The organism is Catenovulum sediminis (assembly GCF_007289895.1).
Classification (GTDB): Bacteria; Pseudomonadota; Gammaproteobacteria; order Enterobacterales; family Alteromonadaceae; genus Catenovulum; species Catenovulum sediminis.
Genome location: NZ_CP041660.1, coordinates 3284644 through 3305496, shown reverse-complemented (window position 1 = coordinate 3305496; position 20853 = coordinate 3284644). Strand labels below are relative to the sequence as shown.

Genomic DNA, 20853 nt, shown 5'->3' with positions numbered 1-20853 from the left:
TTTTAAACGCCTACTTGTATCATTCTGGGCAAGTGAACACGCAAAGTTAAGCGTACGACCAATAAAATTAATCCACCAATAAAAATAAACAAAGCTGCCGGCTCTGGTATATCAGCCACAGTTTCTGTGATAGATAGGTTTGCTACCGTCAAACTGTCGAATAAATCGAAATCACCGTCAATTACACCAAATTGAATAGATGCATTGGCACCTGACCATGCTGTAAGATCAAAACGACCGCCTGCAGTTAAATCGATAGTTGAGAGGTTATTATCTAAATCGAACAATTGGACAAAAACAAAATCAAACACGTCATCCGTTAAACGATAAGAAACATCTAAGGCTAAAGTTAAATTGTTACCCGCGGTTATGTTATCTACCGTAAAATCCTGAAATAACACAATACTCCAATAATCATTATCAATATCAAATGAAGTGTTTAAAGTAACTGTGTTACTCGATGTTTCAAAATTTTCTGGATAACTGCCAGCTATATCCCCAAAATCAAGGGTGTCGCTATCCGACGTAAAATTGTATACAACAACTTCCCCATGCCAGTTCGAAAATCCACTACTGAAATCCTGATTAATCAAACCAGCATTAGCCATTTTGTTTATCATCAAGCCACATAAAAGCAACACAGGCATTGCTAAACTTGATTTAAATCTGCGCATATTCACCATTATTCCCCTAAATTCAAACGTTAAAAACCACCAAAAACATACAATAATACTATATTATATTTTTAAGATTTAAAACAAGATTAATAAAATGAACATAGATTGTTTAACCTTTGTATACAGGGTTGTTGTTAATTTGTTGTTTAGCGGCTCAATCCATTTAAGGTCAGCTTTTTTCATTAAAAAATCGAGTAGAGTCAGACTAATACGCAATATTTTTTAAATAGAAGAGAATTAAAGTGAACTGGTTACTTTATTGTTCATACTGACTATTAGATAATAACAACCACCTTTATATTTCGTTTTTTATTTATGCTTGAATACGCCACATCACTTTTCACTTTTAATCAAAATAGCTTGATAGTAACTGGCCAATATTCCACTGGCATGGTTGCTCTGTCTGTATTGATTGCAGTTTTCACTTCTTTTATGGCATTACAAGTGGCGTATCAGGCTTCCGGCTTTCAATCAAAATTCAGGCGTCAAGCTTCACTTTTCAGTGGCAGTTTAGCTTTAGGTGGTGGTGTTTGGTCTATGCACTTTATTGGCATGATTGCTTTTAATCTTTGCACGCCAGTTGAATACGCCATTAATACAACCCTTATTTCAGCACTGCCGAGCATTGCTGCCTCATGGGTCGCACTTAATATCATCTCCAAGCCCAGCTACAACAAACCCCTTATTTTATTAGGAGGTGTGATAGTAGGTGCTGGAATCGGAGCTATGCATTATATTGGTATGGCTGCAATGGAAATGGCACCACTGCTGAGATATCACCTACCTACATTTTTACTGTCGATCATAGTTGCAGTTGTGCTTGCGGTGTTGGCGTTATGGGTCGGCTTTGGGCTTAGAAATAATACCCATTTAAATTTTTCGGTCTTACAGCGAAACTGCATTGCCAGCATCATAATGGGCGCCGCCATAGCTGGAATGCATTATACAGGCATATCGGCGGCCAGGTTTGTATTACCCGAAGGTATGGAGCTGTCCAACCAAACCTCTAGTATTTCGACTTATTTAGCGATTGCGGTCACTATAGCGACATTCACCATTACCAGCTTAATAATAGCTATAAATTACATTATCAAATATAAGCAACTATCACATCAGGCAAAAGTGAATGAAGCCCGCATGCGCTCTATGATGGATACAGCATTGGATAGCATGTTAATTCTGGATACATTCGGCAACGTAGTTCACATCAATAAAGCGGTAGAGAATGTGTTTGGTTGGACCCCAGCCGACTTACTCGGCAAGTCTATCGTAGCCGTATTACCAACCAAATTGAAACAAGAATTTGCAGAACAAATTAACAGCAAAACGAACATTTTTATTGGCAAAAGCCGTGAAGTGAAAGTGCTGAATAAAGCAGGCGAGCAGATAGACGTACGCCTAGCGGTTGGCAAATGTGAAGTTGAAAACGAAATTTATTACATAGCCTATGTATCAGACCTCACCGAGCGTCTAAAAATGGAAAGCGAGCTCAGATTTAACGAAGAAAGATTCCGCTCATTAATCAGTAATATTCCGGGTATCGCTTTTCGGTGTTTAGATCAATCTGATTGGGCAATGCTCTATATCAGTGACGCGGTTGAAGAAATCACCGGCTACCCGGCCAGTGACTTTGTATTACCGAACCCTAAACGCTCCTTTGCTGATTTATATCATCCAGATGATAGCGAGCCGCTTGCTCAAATGGTCGGCTCTAAAGGTGGGTATTGTGCTGAATACCGCATTATCACTAAATCGGGTGATGTACGATGGATGTTAGAACATGGAAACTTCATCGAAAAAGAGCATAAAACCACCTGGTTAGATGGTTTTATCATGGACATAACAGAACGAAAAGATATTGAGAAAGAACTAAGACAAGCCAAAGAAGTTGCTGAACAAGCCGCTGCAAGCCGCAGTGCATTCTTAGCCAATATGAGCCACGAAATCAGAACCCCAATGAATGCAATCATTGGTTTTGCCGATATTTTATTAGACAGCCCATTACAAAAAGAGCAAAGCGAACAACTTAGAACCATCCATAATTCAGCCAAGTCATTGTTGCACCTTCTAAACGATGTGCTAGATAGTGCAAAACTGGAAAAAGGCCGATTTGATTTAGAACTCGTCGATTTTTCTCTGATTGAAGAAATTGACATGGTTGTCTCCACTTTGTGGTTAGAAGCCAAAAAGAAAAACATTGTACTCAATACAGAAATTTCTCCGTCGATTAAACCCTATTATCTTGGTGACCCGCATAGAATAAGACAGGTTTTAACAAATCTTGTTAGTAATGCAATTAAATTCACCCCTGCCGGACAAGTAACGGTTAAGGTCAGTGAATCCAACAATGGTCACATTGACATAGTCGTATCAGACACTGGCATTGGTATGACGCCGGAACAATTAAAGGTCATATTTGATGCGTTTACCCAAGCAGATGCATCGGTCAGCCGTAAATTTGGTGGTACAGGTTTAGGGACAACGATTAGCAAGCAACTTGTAGAATTAATGGGTGGCACAATTCATGTCAATAGCCAGTTGGGCGAGGGCAGTCAATTTACCATTCACCTACCACTTCAATCCGCGCAAAATAAACACACAAAACCTTCAAAAGGCTCGTATGCAGTATTACCACCGCTTTCAATTTTAGTGGTGGATGATATTCAACAGAACATTGATTTACTCACAACACTGCTGTCAAATCGTGGACACAAAGTCATGACCGCTCGCGATGGAGAACAGGCACTAACACGCTTAAACAAAGCGTCAAATATAGACCTTGTCTTAATGGACATACAAATGCCTGTATTAGATGGCATCAATGCTGCGCTGCAAAGAAGGCAATTAGAATCAGAACTGCAGTTGAAAAAGGTCCCAATTATAATGCTAACGGCCAGTACATTAGAACAAGACAGAGTAGCAGCCACCGCAGCAGGTGTGGACGGTTTCGCCTATAAGCCAGTTGACTATATACAACTATCGCAAGAAATTGCACGTGTTTTACAGTTAAACCTTGAATCTAATAATACTTCTAATGAAGCGTCTAAAGAAGCTTCTAATGATGCATTTACGATACAAAATAATGAAATTGAAGGTTTTGACTGCTTCGACGCCAATAAAGGCATCGAACTATGGGGATCAAAGCGTTTGTATATGAAAGAGCTTAATCTTTTTTATCAGACGCATTGTGAAAAAGTTAAACACCTTACTTACAATGCAGAAACAGTTAGAAGTCCCGATGCGCAAAATTATATTCACAGCATTAAAGGTTTGTCTGGAAATCTAGCACTAACTAAGCTCTTCGGATTATTTAAGCAACTAGAAGAAAACATTCAAAACGAGTCGTTCTTAACACTCAATTCTTTATATACGGACATTCAATTACAGTTTAATCAGTTAAAACAAGCGCTGGATTTATACTTTTCAACCCAGAACCCAAATAACCCGATTAAAAAATCATTAGAGCCGAATGTGATTTTAAAGCTGCTTGAACAATTAAGTGAGCAGGTTGAACATAATGAATTTGATGAAGACATATTGGCTCAATTATCCGCAGCCGTCCCCACAGAATGGGAACAAAAAGTTGTACCTTTGGTTGATACATTAAATGAATTTGAATTTGCCAAAGCACAGCAAATTATATCGCAACTAAAATTAAATATTGCCGAGGTTTAATTATGTCGTATATGCCATCTCGCGAACAGAAAATTCTTGTAGTTGATGATGAACCGGCCAATTTACGAGTCTTAAAGCAAGTTTTACAAAATGAATATCGTTTAATCTTTGCCAAAAGTGGCGAAGAAGCAATACGCTTAGCACAAACAGAAAAACCAGATTTGATCTTGCTAGATATTATGATGCCAGCCATGTCTGGTCTTGAAGCCTGTGAAAAATTAAAAGCCGATACTAGTACTCGAGCGATTCCTGTCATCTTTGTGTCGGCTTTATCCACTGAAATAGATGAGGCTTCAGGATTTGCTGCTGGTGCAGTCGATTATATTAGTAAACCGATTTCTGCCGCCTTGGTGAAGGCGCGAGTAAAAACACATTTATCACTGGTACAAGCTGACGAGTTAAAACAAACCCGACTACAGATTATTCAAGTACTGGGACGTGCATCAGAATACAAAGATAATGAAACAGGCATGCACGTTATTCGCATGAGCCATTACGCACGAATTATCGCACTGGCATACGGTTTCTCCCCCGAACAGGCTGATAAATTGATGCACGCAGCTCCGATGCATGATATTGGAAAAATAGGGATCCCTGATAGCATTTTATTAAAACCTGGGCGCTTAACGGATGAAGAAATGGAAAGGATGCGACAGCACCCAATTATTGGCGCGGCTATATTAGGAGAAGCAAACTCAGATTTACTCAAGTTAGCTAAATCAGTTGCCCTCACCCATCATGAAAAATGGGATGGTACAGGTTACCCCTATGGTTTAGCGGGTGAAGATATTCCAATTGAAGGTCGTATCGTCGCATTGGCAGATGTTTTTGATGCTCTGACCTGCAAACGCCCCTACAAAGAGGCTTGGAGCATTGAAAAAACGACTCAATTTTTAATTGAACAAAGTGGTAAACACTTTGACCCTAAACTAGTCGATTTATTATTGGCCGAAATGGATAAAATATTAGAAGTTAAAGAAACTTGGCGCGAAGACACTGAGTAAACTTTAAAGCTCGCATATCTAAAACAAGAAAACCGGCATAAATGCCGCTTTTCTGTATTTCCTTAACTCTAGTTGATAATTAATCTATGCATTCAACGGCATCTATTAATAATCTCTCCACTGTTGGTTCCAATTATTGTGACACGACCACTGTATCATTGAATCCCCATTGCTGGTTCCAGCAGCACTGACATCAATACACTTATCGCTGAGTCTTGAGCGCAACCGATAATAGCCATCCCCCATATCTTCTTTCATAAAATGCTGGTTATGACTAGCAGAACAAGTCCACTGCACGATATTGCCACCGTCTAGCATACTGTGTTCAAAAACATCTAAACATAAGCCACTATGAGCGACTTTAATTTGAAAATATCCATCGCCTGTCGGCTCAAAAGACCATTGCTGATTAGCATTAGTATGACATGCCCACTGCACCACATCCGCTCCATTTGCCGTACCTGAGCCGTATACATCAATACATAAATTACTGTGGCGTGATTGAATACGCGTTGTTGGATAACTGTTTGCTTGTTCTAAAAATGCATCTAACGTTTCAGTAGGTTTACCAGTATTAGGATCCCATGCCCCCAATGTATAGCCATTCCAATTTGAAGCTTGTGGTTCCCAGTAAAAGATCCCCAAACCTCGACCATTATTAACTTGTCTAACTTTACTGATCATGTCTGATATAATTTCTGGCGCTTCAGGGTGATCCCAGGGTGCGCCCACTTCGGTAATCATCACATCTTTATTGTAACGCGCCACCATATCATTCAGATTGTCTAAACATTGGTTGTTAATCGTTTGCCAAGCAGTTGGCGCTGAATTGGTCGGGTAGGCAGAAGCCCCTATTACATCGTATTTGGCGCCATATTGGTTAATACCATCAAACATCCATCGAAAATTTGCACTATCGTGACAATTGGCTAAATGCACAATGACTTTTGCATTCGGAAAAACGTCTTTAACCGCGTCATGTCCACTATTAACCAGCCACGCAAAATTTTGCATGCTGTTAGTTGCTTTACCTTCATCCCACAGCATACCATTGTTGGTTTCGTTACCCACCTGCACCCATTCTGGGGTAATACCTGCATTTTTTAACGCGTTTAATGAATCATAGGTATGCCACCAAACGGCCGACATTAAGCCATTAATATCATAGGTTTCCCAAGCTGCAGGTTTAAATTGTTTAGCTGGATCTGCCCAACTGTCGCTGTAGTGAAAATCGATCATAATGCGCATGCCGGCATTTTTTGCACGGATAGCTTTGTTAATCACATCATCAATACCATTCCAACCGCCTTCAGGGTCTACCCAAACGCGCAGTCGAATTGAATCCATACCATGATCTTTTAAGATTTGTATAACGTCTTGTTCTTGACCTGCATCGTTGTAAAACTGCGTGCCGTAATATTCCATTTCAGATAGCCATCCAACATCAGCCCCTTTAGCAAATCCAAATGCCTGAGAGTGTGTAACAGCCAGTAGCAGTCCAGCAATTGTATTCGTTATAAGCTTGGATTTTTTCATAAAAATATCACCCTTGTTGTTTTATTTAACATAAACGCAACACAATAATACACACAAAGGTAAACGCTTAACAAGCATTATTTCCCAACAAAAAGTTAAATAAACAGTATTTCATTGATTTAAATGGATTTATTTAGTTAAACGATTACCCAAATTAACACATATATTTTACAAATTAAATCAACTACTGGGCTAAACGTTGTAAAAGCATATATCGTGCTTGATACTGATCTAAGGATTCAAGCTCTGGCTTTGCTTTTATCACAAGCCGCTTGCCTCTACTAAAGTTTGGCCAAGGTATCAGCATCAATTTATGATCAACTCCGTTTCCCATATTAGGGCTGAGCTTTTTTATAAAATTAGCAAAATAGCTTTGCATGACTTTTGAAGTTTGATAGTCGTCATCTTGCCATTGATAAGTCGGGTTTAGTCCAAGATTACCGAGTGCATATTCAATTTCAGCCGAATGTACCGCTCCTCTCTCAACTGACGGAGCGGGCCTTGGGCGTGCGTATAAATAATAATATACGGGTCGGCGAGAATGGCTAGACACCTGTTTAGCCCAAAGCCAAGTACTAAAACTTAAAAAACGATCGCTGGCCAAATCTTGTGCGGCGTCTTTAATTTGCTCGGCCTTCTCTGCTGGGTATAAGTTTAAAATGGCTTGCCAATTTTGCGGGTAATGTTTTTTAAGCGCTGCTATATAATTATTTTTATTAATATTTTTTTGCCATTGAGGTTCATCTAAAATCGCTTTGTAGCTATCTTCCTGGCTATTGACGCCTGTTAACAAAGGTACTTTGGCAAACTCGCCACTGTTGTATAAATGCTCGGCAGACTGGGGGAAAAAATATCCATCTATAACAGGCCTGAACCAAACATATTGCGCATCTGAGACTTTTTTTAATAAGCTTTGTGCATCCATATTTCTCAATTGAGCAATATTTTTTAAATTTAATACTTGCTGTATCGCCTCTCCTTCTGATTCACCTTCTTCTCTTGTTCTATGGGTAAAATCTAATCCAAGCATTGAACCACTTTGCCCAATTGCAGCTTTCATTAGATCTCTACTTAATGGTGATGCCATCAATGCACTGACTGAAATTGAACCTGCAGACTCTCCACCAATAACAATATGCCGTGGATCGCCACCAAAAGCTTCTATGTTATCCTTTACCCATTGCAATGCTGCGACTTGATCTAAAAATCCATAATTACCTGATGCTTTGTGAGGGGATTCTTGTGTTAATTGTGGGTGAGCAAAAAAACCAAACACGCCTAAGCGATAATTCACAGTCACAACAATCATCCCTAATTTTGCCATACTCGTGCCATCATAACGCGCTTCATCAGCTGATCCTGCAATAAAGCCACCGCCATGAAAGTACACCAACACGGGTAACTTCCTTGCTTTTTTTGTAGCATCGACGGGTGCCCAAATATTTAAGTATAAACAATCTTCACTTACCTTTTCAGAGCGAAACATCATGTCGTCAAATATTGGCAGTTGCATGCAACGCGGAGCAAACTGAGTTGTCTTTTTTATGCCCGTCCAACTCGCTAATTTAACTGGCGCTTTCCACCTAAGACCTCCCAAGGGCGGCTGTGCATAAGGTACACCTTTAAAGATATATAGTTGAGCTTGTAAGTCTTCTACACCTTCAACTATCCCGCTGGGCATCTTCATTTGAATCGCGTTTTCGTTTGCGTTGGCGTGCAGCGAATTGCTATAGCTCAATGTTGTTACGAATAAAAAACCAGAAAGTAGGAAAATAAATTTTACTGGGGAAAAAGATAGATAACTCTGAATAACACGTGACATTTTTAACTCCGATAAAATCAAAAGCAAGCCGACATATCTAGCTTGCTTTTGTTTATATTCAATGACAACTTAATGGTTGTCACAAGGAGTATATATTAAAAATTTGTTAAGTACTTATCTAAACCCATTTTAGAAGCCTGAACTGCTTCAAGAGGCGTCATATTATTTGGGTACTCTTCTTGTTCGACGACAAACCATAAGGTGCCACCTGCTTTTACGTTAGCTTCAATTAACGCAGACCAATCAATGGTATCTTGACCAATAATGGGTGATTTGCCTTGCGTACCTTCAGGTAATCGCACTTTAAAGTGTGTTGTCAATGTACGCCCAGGATATTTGTTAACATATTCTACCGGATCTAATCCTGCATAGGTCGTCCAACCCACATCTTGCTGCAAGACAACCGATTTAGGGGTATTTTGCGCTAAATAGTCCCAATAAGTTGAATCTTGATACTGGTTAAACTCTTGCGCATGGTTGTGATAACCCACCTTGATATCATGTTCAGCTAGCTTGTTTGATAAACGGGTTAATTCTTCTGTTACCCAAACAATGCCATCATCACTAAAGGCGCGCTCGTCGTAGGGGATGATCAACATCGGACATTCTATTGTTTTGTAAAATGCGACAGTCCGAGTAAAATTCTGTTCATTTAATGCTTCAAACGGAACATGTGCCCCACTGGCAACTAATCCAATTTCGTCTAGAAAGGTTTTCAACCCCTTAGGATCCTGTTCATAAGGTCCAAAATTCCTCGCAAATTCAACGCCATCAAATCCCATATTTTTCAGTGTTTTTAATGTCCCTTTAAAGTCTGCTGAAACCTGATCTTTGACAGACCATAGCTGAACACTGATCTTTGGCATTTTTTCCTCGCTCGTATTCTGTTGTTTTGTTGTGCAGCCTAGCATCACTAAACTGGCTGAAATTAAGGCAACCAAGCCAATATTATTAAATATTTTCATAGTAGTAAGTTTCTCTTTTCGTTTTATATTTTGTGTATTGTGTAATTTATTATTCGTTGTATTGATTAAGCGTTTATAAACGTCCGGCTTTAACTTCTTTCACTGCATAATCAACCGCTCTGGCTGTCAACGCCATAAAGGTTAAAGACGGATTAACTACGGCTGACGAACAAAAAGCAGAACCATCGGTGACAAACAAATTATCAATATCATGGCACTGGTTGTAACCGTTCAGAACAGACTCTTTTGCATCGCGTCCCATTCTCGCCGTACCCACTTCATGAATGGCAATCCCTGGCGGGCGCTCTGAGAAAGAACTTTGTACATTCTTATAACCTGCTTTTTCTAACATTTGTGCGGCAGTTTGTGCGGCATCTTCCATCATGCGCTTTTCATTTTCTGACCACTTACAATTAAAGTGTATTTGCGGTATCCCCCACTTATCCTTTTTACTGTTATGCAATGTCATTTGATTTTCTCTATTTGGCAGCATCTCGCCCTGAGCGCCCAACGACATGCCCCATTTCCCCGGGTGTTTCAGCTTATTTTTGAAATCAACCCCAAATCCGTTGCTTTTTGCCATCCCTTGCCAGTCACTGCGGCCTGCACCGCCTGATAAGGCATAACCACGTTTATAGTCTTTGTGATAACGTTTAGGCTCATAGCGGAAATTTGGAATATAAATTCCGGTTGGCCGACGCCCCATGTAATACTCGTCTTCATAACCATCAATCTCTGCATAAGCTCTCGCGTTATAATTATGATCCATTAAATAATGACCCAATACGCCTGAGCTATTTGCAATACCATTTGGAAATTTACGAGATTTAGAGTTCAACATTATCTGCGTACTGGCTAATGTCGACGCGCACAAAAATACAATTTTGCCGTAATATTCGCGTGTTTTGAGTGTGTCGTTATCAACCACATTCACACCTTTAACCTTGTTGGTTTTTTCATCGTATATAAGGCTTTCGACGACACTGTTCGGCGCTATGTATAAATTGCCGGTACGCGCTGCAGCCGGTAAGGTTGCACTTTGCGTTGAAAAGTATGCGCCAAATGAACAGCCTTTTTGGCATTCATTACGTGCCATACACTTCATTCTTCCAAGCTCAACCTGAATTTTTTGCGGCGCAGTAAGGTGTGCACAACGTCCCATTATAGCCGGACGATCTGGATACACTTCGGCCATGGTTTTTACAAAGTCTTGTTCCGGTTTTGTCATTTCAAATGGCGGTTGAAACTGGCTGTTTGGTAACTGAGGTAAATTGTCATAATTGCCACTAATACCGACAAATTTTTCGACATAATCATACCAAGGCGCTAAATCTTTGTAGCGGATCGGCCAATCATTACCAATGCCGTCTTTTAGGTTTGCGGTAAAATCATAATCACTTAATCGGTAAGACTGCCGGTGCCACAGCAATGATTTCCCGCCCAACTGATTCGCCCGGATCCAGCTAAAATCGGTGCCTTCTGCTGTGCTATAGGGTAAATCCCTATCATTGCCAAAAAAATGTTTAGTACCATCATGAAAGGCATAACATTGGCTTTGTATTTTGTATTGTTCTTCCACCAGTAGGTTATTAACTTTAGTTCTGTGCGGAAACTCCCACGGGCCTTTTCCTTCAGCAATATAGTCTTTCCGGTGCTCAACCACCCGCCCACGTTCAATCATTAATGTTTTAAAACCACGCTCGGTGAGCTCTTTTGCAGCCCAACCGCCGGTAATACCAGAACCAATAACGATTGCATCATATACTTCGTTAGATTCGTTAATGTAAGTTTCTTTTTTCATACATTGCTCTCGTTAAAAATCTATCGTGAAAAGCTTAATAATACGCTTTAGAACTCCAAGCAGTGCCCACATCTTTATAAGGTACCGAGCCTCTAAAACCACCTGGTACCGGCAAATAACGCAGTTCTTGCATCGCCCCAGCTTGCGATGTGTAGTAGCCAAAGACGATCAAGGACTTAACCAGCTTAAAACCGGTTTCATCCTGCTTAGAAAAAGCTCCCTGAAGAGTCTCAACTTGTTGTAATATATCCAATTGTTGCGCATCGTTTAGCTCAATAAAACCTTTGCTAAATCGGGTTTGGCAAACTTGATTTATTTTATCCAAGATTGCAGTCGCAGACGATTGTGCACTTTGCTCATGCACATGTTTGAGTTGATGATCAACGAAACCATGACAATCCACATCAACTGCACCTGGCGTATCGGTTTTCGGGATCACATGTGCACAAATATCCCGCAACATCTGCATCTGTGGTTGCGAAAAAACTTCGCCAGCTAACTTGTGACTGTTTGGTTTTGGTGTATAAGCATTTGCAATAGCGATGGCGTTTCCGCCAAGCAAATTACAGGCAGCAGCTGTGCCAAGCACAGCTCCTAAACCTTGTAAAAGCGAACGCCGTTTTAAGTTTAACGAGTCGCTCATGCGGCCCCCTCTGCGTTGTCAATGTTAGAAGATTGTTCACCCTCGCTATGGCCCGATTGCGGCTTTGGTCGGTTGCGCATATAAATATATAAGCCGCCAAACGCAACAATTAATACCAATGGAAATAAGGTCAAATTGGACAAGGTTGCCTGTCCAGCCGCTAATTCGGCGGCAGGACCAACCAAATTCTGGCTTGCCGCCTGAACGCGACCTTCATCAATCCAGCTTCCGATAACCGGATTCCACATGCTCACTGAAAACATTCCAGCGCCACCTATTAGCGACATGCCTAAGGCGCCCGTTCTAGGCTGATATTCAGCTATAAAACCTATCATGGTCGGCCAAAAGTAAGTAACCCCTAAAGCAAACAAAATCGCAGCGAAATAAACCATATTGCCCGTTGCGATACTCATAGTATAGATCCCTAACGTCGATACGATAGCTGAAGCTAATAAAATACCCACTGGATTCAACGTATGTACCAAGGGGCCAGCAAAATAACGGCCTACTGCCATTAATCCCGTGACCATCGCCATGATAATCATAGGAGAAGCACCCGATGCGCCCAATATACGTTCAATCCACTGCTGTGTACCCAACTCTGTTGTCGCCGTTAAAGTCATACACAGCACCATAAAAATAAACAATGGAGAGGCTAATGCTTTAATGTTATGCGAGGTCGAATTATCAATATTTTCTGCTTCAGGAAATTTCTGAGTCAACATTAAATAACCATAAATGACGGTTGGTAATAACATAACCGCAATTTGTAATTCCCATCCCAAACTTGCATCTGTCATAAATTTAGAAATTAAAGCGCCGATTACAATGCCACCTGGAAACCAAACATGAAATTTATTCAGCATGGTTGTTTTATTTTTATGGTACATATCGGCAATCAGTGGATTACAACCCGCTTCTACCGAACCATTTGCAAAACCAATAAAGAAGCTGGAGATAATTAATAACCAGAAGCCATCAGCAGCCATTGTTAAAATCAAACCCAACAAATGGCAGAAAAACGCGACGATTAATAATTTTTTAGCGCCCATCAGATTGTATAAAAAGCCACCTAGCATAGTTGCAACAGGAAAGCCGGCGAAAGCCATCGCATTGATCCAACCTAATTCTGTATCTGATAAACCATAGCTGTCACTGAGCTGGCCCAATATACCAGCACGAATTGCAAACGTCATTGCGGTTACGGCCAGTGCAATACAGCTTGCAATAAACAATCTTGAACGATTAATCTGCATCATAGTATTTACCTTATAACCCGAGTATTTTGTTGTTTAACGCTTCATCTGCACCGACGGATGCAAAATCATCAAAAGCTTTTTCAGCGCGGCGAATGAGGTGCTTTTTAATAAACTCAGCCCCTTCTTTCGCTCCCTGCTCTGGATGTTTAAGGCAGCATTCCCACTCCAAAACAGCCCAACCTGAAAATCCGTATTGTGTTAATTTGCTAAAAATGCCACTAAAATCAATCTGACCATCACCTAAAGAGCGAAAACGTCCTGGACGATCAACCCAAGATTGGTAACCGCCATATATGCCGCTTCGACCGTTCATATTAAATTCGGCATCTTTCACATGGAAAGCTTTAATGCGTTCATGATAAATATCGATAAATGACAGATAGTCTAGTTGCTGTAACACGAAATGACTTGGATCATATAAAAGATTTGCACGCGCATGATTACCCGTTGCTTCTAAAAACCTTTCGAAGGTAACACCATCGTGTAAATCTTCACCCGGATGGAGTTCATAACAAACATCTACACCAGCATCATCAAACGCGTTGAGTATCGGCAACCAACGTTTCGCTAATTCGGCAAAACCTTGTTCAACTAATCCAGCTGGACGCTGTGGCCACGGATAAACGGTTTGCCATAATAACGCACCAGAAAAACTAGCATGTGCGGTTAAGCCTAAATTTTGGCTGGCTTTAGCTGCTGCTTTAAGCTGAGAAATTGCCCACTCAGTACGATCAGCTGGTTTACCTTTTAATTCTTCAGGCGCAAAACCTTCAAACATTGTGTCGTATGCCGGATGTACCGCAACCAATTGACCTTGTAAATGCGTAGACAATTCACTGATTTCAAGACCGTGTTGGGCAACAATACCTTGTACTTCATCACAATAATCTTTACTTTCTGCGGCCAATTCAAGATTAAACAAACGTTTATCCCAAGTTGGAATTTGCACGGCTTTATATCCCATACCGGCAACCCAGTTACATATATCAGACAAGTTATTGTATGGCGCTTCATCACCTGCAAATTGTGCTAAAAATATAGCAGGACCTTTAATTTGACTCATGAGACGGATGCTCCTATTAATTTAATTATTCTTTTACTTATTATTCGGTGCAATACTAAACGCATGCCACTTTTCGTTTGACTGACTGGCCGCAACGACATTTTCGATAAATGCCATACCGCGCACAGCTTCTTTGATGCCTGGGACATCCTGAGCAATTTCATCGGGCGTTTGTTTTTCTTCAAAGGCTCTAATTTGCTGTGCAAAATTGCGATAGATATTTGCAAAAGCTTCCAGATACCCTTCCGGATGACCGGCCGGTGTACGCATATTTGCAGTCGCAAATTCAGATTGTTGACCAATACCGGCGCGTAATATTTGGTTTGGTTCGTGCAAATCTTTTAGGATCAGAGAATTCGGTTCTTGCTGAGACCATTCCAGCCCCCCCGTTTCACCATATACTCTAATTTTTAAATTGTTTTCTTCACCTACGGATATTTGGCTTGCCATCAACACACCACGTGCACCATTGTTAAATTTTAAAAGTACGGTGCCATCATCATCTAGTTCTCTGTTTTCAACCGTAGCAACCAAATCAGCACATAGTTCAGTAATTTCAAGGCTTGACATATATTCTGCTAAGTTGGCAGCATGCACGCCAATATCGCCCATACAACAACTGATCCCAGCTTGTTTTGGGTCTAAACGCCAAATTGCTTGTTTGTTACTTTGGTCCGGTGCTTCAGCCAGCCAACCTTGTGGGTATTCAACCACTATTTTTCTAACTTTACCGATTTTGCCTGCATTAATGAGCGCTTTTGCTTCTTTAACCATTGGGTAGCCGGTATAAGTATGTGTTAACCCGTATAACACATCATGCGCATTTAAAATCTCTTCAAGTGCTAAAGCCTCTTCCAAGGTAAAAGTAGCTGGTTTATCTGACATCACATGAAAACCGTGTTCAATTGCCATTTTGGCAACCGGAAAATGTAAATGGTTTGGTGTAACAATTGCTACCAACTGCATGCGCTTATCGGCAGGCAACTTTGACTCAACTTCGAACATTTCTTGATAACTGCTATAACAGCGCGAGTCATCTAAAAACAATGCGCGACCAGATTGTTTTGAACGTTCAGCAGTACTACTAAATGCACCGCACACCAGTTCGATCTGTCCGTCTAAATTTGCAGCCATGCGGTGTACTGCGCCAATAAAAGCGCCCTGCCCACCGCCAACCATGCCCATTCTAATCTTTTGCATTTGTCTTCCCCTTTTAAACTCGACAACAAGGTTAATTCATTGTTAACCATGTTAGTTTAAATTAAATACAATTCGTTAGAAGTAAATCGGTCTAAATTAGGACTAATTCGGCGTTGAGCTGGCTGACTTTATTACAAGCTGCTATCATACTTGTGTTTGCAACTTTGCAGTCGAAACTATACATTCATCTCAAAATTGAAAACAATTTGCAAAATTACAAATATCTAATCGTTTAATTAAGAAGCAAAAAATGTCATTAAAACACACAGAAATAGATGATTTTTTAGACAAGGTTGGCGTTCAACAACTCATCAGTATGTTTGATTTGTTACCCGATATTCTGTTTTGGATTAAAGATGCCGATAGCAAAATTATTTATGCGAATAAGTCTTTTCAAGCGCATATAGGGGTTAATAATCTAGAGCAAGCAATTGGTTTAAGTGACTATGATTTCGCACCAACTCACTTAGCAAGACAATTTGTCATGGACGATCAAAGAGTGATGGCTGGTCAACTTGTTGACGATAGATTGGAAATGAATATCTTAAAATCGGGTGACTTGGGGTGGTTTACAACCTCAAAACGGCCGCTGTTTGATCAAACAAATAACATCATCGGCTCATATGGCACGTCGCGTCATTTAGAAAAAACTTCTCGTGCGTTAAGTGGCATGCATGCGTTAAAAATTCCGGTGGAATATATTCGAGCGCAATATATGAAAAACATCTGTATTGTAGAACTAGCTGAAATAGCACACTTGTCAGTTAGTGCATTAGAAAGGCGTTTTAAAAAATATTTACATAAAACGCCGAAACAATACATAAATGAGGTACGTCTTGAACATGCCAGAAGGCTGTTAACTGAAACAGCTATGCCAATCTCTGCAATAGCCAGTGAAACTGGCTACACAGATCCGAGTTATTTTACCCGGCAATTCACAAACTTTTTTGCAGAGACACCCTCTGAATTTAGGCGCTCGTATCAGAGCCCGTAAACCAATGGCGTGTTCTATTGGCAAAATAAACCAAAGACAACATCACAGGTACTTCAACCAAAACACCAACAACTGTTGCCAACGCAGCACCCGAGTGTAAACCAAAGAGTGATATCGCAACCGCCACGGCCAACTCAAAAAAGTTTGAGGTGCCTATCATACAAGCCGGTGCAGCAACATTGTGCGGCAGTTTCATTTTTTTCGCGGCAAAATAAGCTATCGCAAATATGCCATAGGTTTGAATTAGCAATGGGATAGCTATCAAAACAATGGCTTGTGGTTTAGCCAAAATGGTTTCGGCCTGAAAACCAAATAGCAATACGACCGTGGCAATTAGCCCTACAATTGACCAAGGTTTAGTTTTGGCCAAAAATGAATTTAACCGTCTGTGATCATCTTTTTTGTCCAGCTTGGTTCTGGTTATCGCACCCGCTAATAATGGTAATAACACGTATAATACCACTGACAGCAACAAGGTTTGCCAGGGCACCTGAATATCCGTTACACCAAGTAAAAATGCGGTAATAGGCGCAAAGGCAAATATCATAATCACATCATTAATAGACACCTGCACTAAAGTGTAGTTTGCATCCCCTTTGGTTAACTGGCTCCAAACAAACACCATCGCGGTACAAGGCGCAACCCCTAACAAGATCATACCGGCGATATATTCATTGGCAGTTTGTGCATCGACCATATCTGCAAAAAACACTTTAAAGAACAACCAACCTAACGCCGCCATTGAAAAAGGTTTAATCAACCAGTTTATAACCAGTGTTAAGATGATCCCCTTTGGTTTTTTACCGACATCTTTAATTGCCGAAAAATCAACCTGCACCATCATAGGATAAATCATTAGCCAAATTAAAACTGCGACCACTATGTTTACATGTGCATATTCAAATGCGGCTATCTGACTAAAAACTTGTGGCGCGATACTGCCCAAGAATACACCAGCAATAATCCCTAGACCGACCCAGACCGACAAAAAGCGTTCGAAAATTCCCATAGGTAAACCTCCTAAATTGATCTTTGATTTACGCGCTGACTAACCTGCTCGGCCGATTCGACGCGTTCAGAATAACGGTCAACCAAATACGATGCATTGTCACGAGTAAGCAAGGTAAATTTCATCAACTCTTCAACGACGTCCACGATGCGATTGTAATAAGGGGAGGGTTTCATCCGGCCATCTTCTTCAAATTCTAAAAATGCTTTGGCAACAGAAGACTGATTAGGAATGGTTAACATACGCATCCAGCGGCCTAGAATACGCATCTGATTAACCGCATTAAACGACTGACTTCCACCACAAACCTGCATTATCGCAAGTGTTTTCCCTTGTGTTGGTCGAACGCCACCCAAGCTTAATGGGATCCAGTCAATTTGGCTTTTCATGATACCCGTCATCGCTCCATGCCTTTCCGGTGAACACCATATTTGCCCTTCGGACCACATTGCTAACTCGCGTAGCTCTTGCACTTTTTCATGCTCTGCGTCTGCATCATCGGGTAGAGGTAAACCAGACGGGTTAAAAATGCGCGTTTCAGCGCCCATTTTTTCTAATAAACGCTGACATTCTTCAATAACCAAACGGCTATAAGAACGATCTCTTAGCGATCCGTACAATAATAAGATCCGAGGTTTATGTTGACTATATTGTTGCTTCATTGCATCCAAGCTAGGCACTTGAAACTGCGATTCATCAACATTAGGTAATGATAAATCTATATCTGACATTACACAGCCCCGCATTCTTTTAATGCAGCGCGCAATGCAGTCTGCTCACTGACATCAACTGAAATCGACTTTAACGCCTCTACTCTTGATTTAATTTCAGCAATCGTCGCGCGAAATGCTTCTGCTTTTTCACTTTCAGAGCCTTCTAATTTAGAAGGATCTGATAAACCCCAATGTACTTTTACACTATTGCCAAACCAGACAGGGCAAGCCTCACCGGCTGCTGAATCACACACAGTAACAACAATATCAGGCGCAAAATCTTCAAACTCATCCCAAGATTGACTTTGCAAACCTTCAGTAGCAATACCCGCTTCTTGCAAATACTTAAGTGATAAAGGGTGCACTTCGCCAGACGGTTGACTACCCGCACTTTTAGCTTCTAATTTACCATCTGAAAAATGGTTACTGATTGCCTCAGATAAAATGCTACGACAACGGTTATGCGTACATATATATAAAATTTTCATTATTAAAACCTATAAATTAAGAACGGGTACAAGTGTCCTGCTGGGTATCCAACATAGACAACAACGAATCGATATATTGCGAATTATTTTTAGCTGTGTTTTGCAGCACATCTACAGCCCAATCCGGCAGGTCTGGATTAAATTGATAATAAACCCACTTGCCTTTTCTTTGATCAGACAACAAACCACATTTGCGTAACTCCGCCAAATGACGGGATACTTTTGGCTGACTTAGTTGCAATGCAGTGGTTAAATCACAAACACACAACTCGCCTCGAGTGGCAATCAACAGCAAAATTTTCAAGCGCGTATCTTCAGAAAGACACTTATAAAATGTTAAAGGACATAACATATTTAATTCCCACTAAACACATATGAAATATCATATATATGAAATTCCATATGTCAATGCGAGACTACATTAGTTTTCAATTTGGACTGCCCGGCGTTGAGGTGTTGAGGTGTCGAATTCAAGAAATTTTATAAAAGCGATACAGGTATAGATGCAGGTATATTAGTGATATAAACTTATTAATTTTGCAGAGACAATTCGTTATTTTGCGCTTTGTATAGCCTAATCATGGTCGATAAATTGATACCAATCACCATAGACTCAAGCATAATGCCACCAATCGAGTTTACAATGATATTATTTACCAGCCATATGACTGAACCAATCAATAACGCCACTCGCATTTGAATACCGCGCAAACAAAATAATCCATAGGTGCCAAATGACGCGCCCAAAACGGATAACCAATCGTACCAGTATTGTGCCCATTGCGCATTCACCACAATCAAAGCAATAATAAAAAGATAAGCGACTTTTTTAGAAGCAGTTTTCATCGATGTTGCGGTACGCAGCGCTCCAAGTAACGTTGAGCACGCAGAGGTCACGGCCCCCATTAAGATAAAATGTATCGAATGGTTAATGTTCAGCACCAACATTATGCACTTAAATTTTTTGTCGTCTTTTTGCATAAAGCAAAAAGCCCCCAAAATAAAGCTAAATAGGCCAAATAACTGAGGGATCAGCATTTCATTCATATAAAGAGTAAAACCACGCTATAAGATTGAATTAAAGTCGCAACTAAACCGACTGGTTAGCTGAACTAGGACAATAGACGCGTATTTTCGCATATTCCCAAGCAAAATGCCACCGGTAGACATCGCAATTTAAGTAAGCGAGAATGTTTATTATCATGCATTAGCGATTGCTGCTTTTTAACTCTTTCGACAATTGTTGCAGACTGGATTTATCAACCTGTATAAGTCCACGTTTAGGCCTATCTAAATCAATAATCACAGTGATAATTAAAGTAATGAGAAATGTTACTATCATAGTTGGCACTAAAATGCGTTTATTACTGAGACCACTGGAATAACCTAAAATCCCACCGGCTGATAAAAACACGCAAAATAATAAAAATAAAACAACTTCTGGCACCCTAATTTGTAATAGTGCATTACGTTTAGACTGAGCCTCAATTAAACCTTCTATGGCAGAAAAATAGGAACTTGCATTAAAATATTCGGCATCCAGTTTTGCAGCTTCTTTTGCCAGGTCCCACATTGCATGATGCAATTGATTAATCTCTACGTTGAGTTGAGCACGACGTTCGACTTGGGTAATATCCACTTCTCCAATCGTTATGCGCAGAGCCAAATATCGCTCTAACATGCTGTACGCTTTATTTTGCATATCTTCCGGCAACATCTGCACCTGAAAACTGGCTTTTTCGATCGCAGCAGTTTCGTTTATTAACGCGTGACTGCGTTGGTCGTATCTTTGCATCGACATACTAAACGTAAAGCCCAACAATAAAGCCAACAAACCAAGTGTACTGGTTTGTATCGCACTGGTGAGCGTTTTCACGTCACTATCGCTTTTCGCTTGCATTATTCTGCCAAATCTAAAAGCGATCTCATTTATTAGCAGTAATAAAAAAAACAAACATAATGCGATTATTGGGCTGGGTATACTGTACACGAATTGCATCACCA

General features: G+C 40.4%; 18 protein-coding genes. 3 read left to right on the top strand and 15 right to left on the bottom strand.

Annotated features, from left to right (window positions below):
- Nucleotides 1-2 precede the first annotated feature (2 nt).
- A complete protein-coding gene (locus FNT16_RS14130; RefSeq protein ID WP_143872177.1) occupies nucleotides 3-674 on the bottom strand; it encodes a hypothetical protein in 672 nt (223 codons plus the stop codon).
- Between the two features lie 318 nt (nucleotides 675-992).
- On the opposite strand from FNT16_RS14130, the gene FNT16_RS14125 reads away from it, so the two are divergent.
- On the top strand, nucleotides 993-4352 hold the full coding sequence (locus FNT16_RS14125) for an MHYT domain-containing protein (RefSeq protein ID WP_143872176.1): 3360 nt from the start codon (nucleotides 993-995) through the stop codon (nucleotides 4350-4352).
- Between the two features lie 2 nt (nucleotides 4353-4354).
- Nucleotides 4355-5356, top strand: a complete 1002-nt coding sequence (locus FNT16_RS14120; RefSeq protein WP_143872175.1) for a response regulator — start codon at nucleotides 4355-4357, stop codon at nucleotides 5354-5356.
- A gap of 105 nt (nucleotides 5357-5461) precedes the next feature.
- Here FNT16_RS14120 and FNT16_RS14115 read toward each other — a convergent pair whose 3' ends face one another.
- The 8 genes from FNT16_RS14115 to FNT16_RS14080 form a co-directional block, all read right to left on the bottom strand.
- Nucleotides 5462-6892: a ricin-type beta-trefoil lectin domain protein gene (locus tag FNT16_RS14115; RefSeq protein WP_143872174.1), complete on the bottom strand. Its 1431-nt coding sequence runs from the start codon at nucleotides 6890-6892 to the stop codon at nucleotides 5462-5464.
- Nucleotides 6893-7076: 184 nt separating this feature from the next.
- On the bottom strand, nucleotides 7077-8714 hold the full coding sequence (locus tag FNT16_RS14110; protein ID WP_143872173.1) for a carboxylesterase/lipase family protein: 1638 nt from the start codon (nucleotides 8712-8714) through the stop codon (nucleotides 7077-7079).
- 95 nt (nucleotides 8715-8809) lie between these two features.
- Nucleotides 8810-9679: a sugar phosphate isomerase/epimerase family protein gene (locus FNT16_RS14105; protein WP_143872172.1), complete on the bottom strand. Its 870-nt coding sequence runs from the start codon at nucleotides 9677-9679 to the stop codon at nucleotides 8810-8812.
- 73 nt (nucleotides 9680-9752) lie between these two features.
- Entirely contained in the window at nucleotides 9753-11480 is a 1728-nt protein-coding gene (locus tag FNT16_RS14100) for a GMC oxidoreductase (RefSeq protein ID WP_143872171.1), read from the bottom strand.
- Between the two features lie 34 nt (nucleotides 11481-11514).
- A complete protein-coding gene (locus FNT16_RS14095; RefSeq protein WP_143872170.1) occupies nucleotides 11515-12123 on the bottom strand; it encodes a gluconate 2-dehydrogenase subunit 3 family protein in 609 nt (202 codons plus the stop codon).
- Nucleotides 12120-13382, bottom strand: a complete 1263-nt coding sequence (locus FNT16_RS14090) for an MFS transporter (RefSeq protein WP_143872169.1) — start codon at nucleotides 13380-13382, stop codon at nucleotides 12120-12122. The genes FNT16_RS14095 and FNT16_RS14090 overlap by 4 nt, the downstream gene beginning before the upstream one ends.
- 10 nt (nucleotides 13383-13392) lie before the next feature.
- Nucleotides 13393-14445 carry a sugar phosphate isomerase/epimerase family protein gene (locus tag FNT16_RS14085; protein ID WP_143872168.1) on the bottom strand — a complete coding sequence of 351 codons (1053 nt, stop codon included), beginning with the start codon at nucleotides 14443-14445 and terminating at the stop codon, nucleotides 13393-13395.
- A 33-nt stretch (nucleotides 14446-14478) separates the two neighbouring features.
- A complete protein-coding gene (locus FNT16_RS14080) occupies nucleotides 14479-15645 on the bottom strand; it encodes a Gfo/Idh/MocA family protein (protein WP_221935031.1) in 1167 nt (388 codons plus the stop codon).
- A gap of 250 nt (nucleotides 15646-15895) precedes the next feature.
- Between FNT16_RS14080 and FNT16_RS14075 the strand changes: the two genes are divergently transcribed.
- Complete coding sequence (locus FNT16_RS14075; RefSeq protein WP_143872167.1) at nucleotides 15896-16639, top strand: AraC family transcriptional regulator; 744 nt, start codon at nucleotides 15896-15898, stop codon at nucleotides 16637-16639.
- Here the strand turns inward: FNT16_RS14075 and arsB are convergent.
- The 6 genes from arsB to FNT16_RS14045 form a co-directional block, all read right to left on the bottom strand.
- A complete protein-coding gene (gene arsB / locus FNT16_RS14070; protein WP_143872166.1) occupies nucleotides 16614-17648 on the bottom strand; it encodes an ACR3 family arsenite efflux transporter in 1035 nt (344 codons plus the stop codon). The genes FNT16_RS14075 and arsB overlap by 26 nt on opposite strands.
- A gap of 11 nt (nucleotides 17649-17659) precedes the next feature.
- A complete protein-coding gene (gene arsH, locus FNT16_RS14065) occupies nucleotides 17660-18379 on the bottom strand; it encodes an arsenical resistance protein ArsH (protein WP_143872165.1) in 720 nt (239 codons plus the stop codon).
- Nucleotides 18379-18849 (bottom strand): arsenate reductase ArsC, encoded by a 471-nt coding sequence (locus FNT16_RS14060; protein WP_143872164.1) that lies wholly within the window; start codon nucleotides 18847-18849, stop codon nucleotides 18379-18381. The genes arsH and FNT16_RS14060 overlap by 1 nt, the downstream gene beginning before the upstream one ends.
- Nucleotides 18850-18865: 16 nt before the next feature.
- Nucleotides 18866-19201, bottom strand: coding sequence for a metalloregulator ArsR/SmtB family transcription factor (locus FNT16_RS14055; protein ID WP_143872163.1), 336 nt, complete (start codon nucleotides 19199-19201; stop codon nucleotides 18866-18868).
- A 179-nt stretch (nucleotides 19202-19380) separates the two neighbouring features.
- Nucleotides 19381-19896 (bottom strand): YgjV family protein, encoded by a 516-nt coding sequence (locus tag FNT16_RS14050; RefSeq protein ID WP_143872162.1) that lies wholly within the window; start codon nucleotides 19894-19896, stop codon nucleotides 19381-19383.
- Nucleotides 19897-20056: 160 nt separating this feature from the next.
- Nucleotides 20057-20848, bottom strand: coding sequence for a bestrophin-like domain (locus FNT16_RS14045; protein ID WP_484051818.1), 792 nt, complete (start codon nucleotides 20846-20848; stop codon nucleotides 20057-20059).
- Between the last annotated feature and the right edge of the window lie 5 nt (nucleotides 20849-20853).

Bases quoted from the DNA above. Each gene is read 5' to 3' on its own strand.
- arsH (WP_143872165.1), bottom strand. From the start codon at position 18,379: ATGTCAGATATAGATTTATCATTACCTAATGTTGATGAATCGCAGTTT.
- FNT16_RS14090 (WP_143872169.1), bottom strand. From the start codon at position 13,382: ATGATGCAGATTAATCGTTCAAGATTGTTTATTGCAAGCTGTATTGCA.
- FNT16_RS14120 (WP_143872175.1), top strand. From the start codon at position 4,355: ATGTCGTATATGCCATCTCGCGAACAGAAAATTCTTGTAGTTGATGAT.
- FNT16_RS14050 (WP_143872162.1), bottom strand. From the start codon at position 19,896: ATGAATGAAATGCTGATCCCTCAGTTATTTGGCCTATTTAGCTTTATT.
- FNT16_RS14100 (WP_143872171.1), bottom strand. From the start codon at position 11,480: ATGAAAAAAGAAACTTACATTAACGAATCTAACGAAGTATATGATGCA.
- FNT16_RS14080 (WP_221935031.1), bottom strand. From the start codon at position 15,645: ATGCAAAAGATTAGAATGGGCATGGTTGGCGGTGGGCAGGGCGCTTTT.
- FNT16_RS14125 (WP_143872176.1), top strand. From the start codon at position 993: ATGCTTGAATACGCCACATCACTTTTCACTTTTAATCAAAATAGCTTG.
- FNT16_RS14085 (WP_143872168.1), bottom strand. From the start codon at position 14,445: ATGAGTCAAATTAAAGGTCCTGCTATATTTTTAGCACAATTTGCAGGT.
- FNT16_RS14105 (WP_143872172.1), bottom strand. From the start codon at position 9,679: ATGAAAATATTTAATAATATTGGCTTGGTTGCCTTAATTTCAGCCAGT.
- FNT16_RS14075 (WP_143872167.1), top strand. From the start codon at position 15,896: ATGTCATTAAAACACACAGAAATAGATGATTTTTTAGACAAGGTTGGC.
- FNT16_RS14130 (WP_143872177.1), bottom strand. From the start codon at position 674: ATGCGCAGATTTAAATCAAGTTTAGCAATGCCTGTGTTGCTTTTATGT.
- FNT16_RS14110 (WP_143872173.1), bottom strand. From the start codon at position 8,714: ATGTCACGTGTTATTCAGAGTTATCTATCTTTTTCCCCAGTAAAATTT.
- FNT16_RS14055 (WP_143872163.1), bottom strand. From the start codon at position 19,201: ATGTTATGTCCTTTAACATTTTATAAGTGTCTTTCTGAAGATACGCGC.
- FNT16_RS14095 (WP_143872170.1), bottom strand. From the start codon at position 12,123: ATGAGCGACTCGTTAAACTTAAAACGGCGTTCGCTTTTACAAGGTTTA.
- FNT16_RS14115 (WP_143872174.1), bottom strand. From the start codon at position 6,892: ATGAAAAAATCCAAGCTTATAACGAATACAATTGCTGGACTGCTACTG.
- FNT16_RS14045 (WP_484051818.1), bottom strand. From the start codon at position 20,848: ATGCAATTCGTGTACAGTATACCCAGCCCAATAATCGCATTATGTTTG.
- arsB (WP_143872166.1), bottom strand. From the start codon at position 17,648: ATGGGAATTTTCGAACGCTTTTTGTCGGTCTGGGTCGGTCTAGGGATT.
- FNT16_RS14060 (WP_143872164.1), bottom strand. From the start codon at position 18,849: ATGAAAATTTTATATATATGTACGCATAACCGTTGTCGTAGCATTTTA.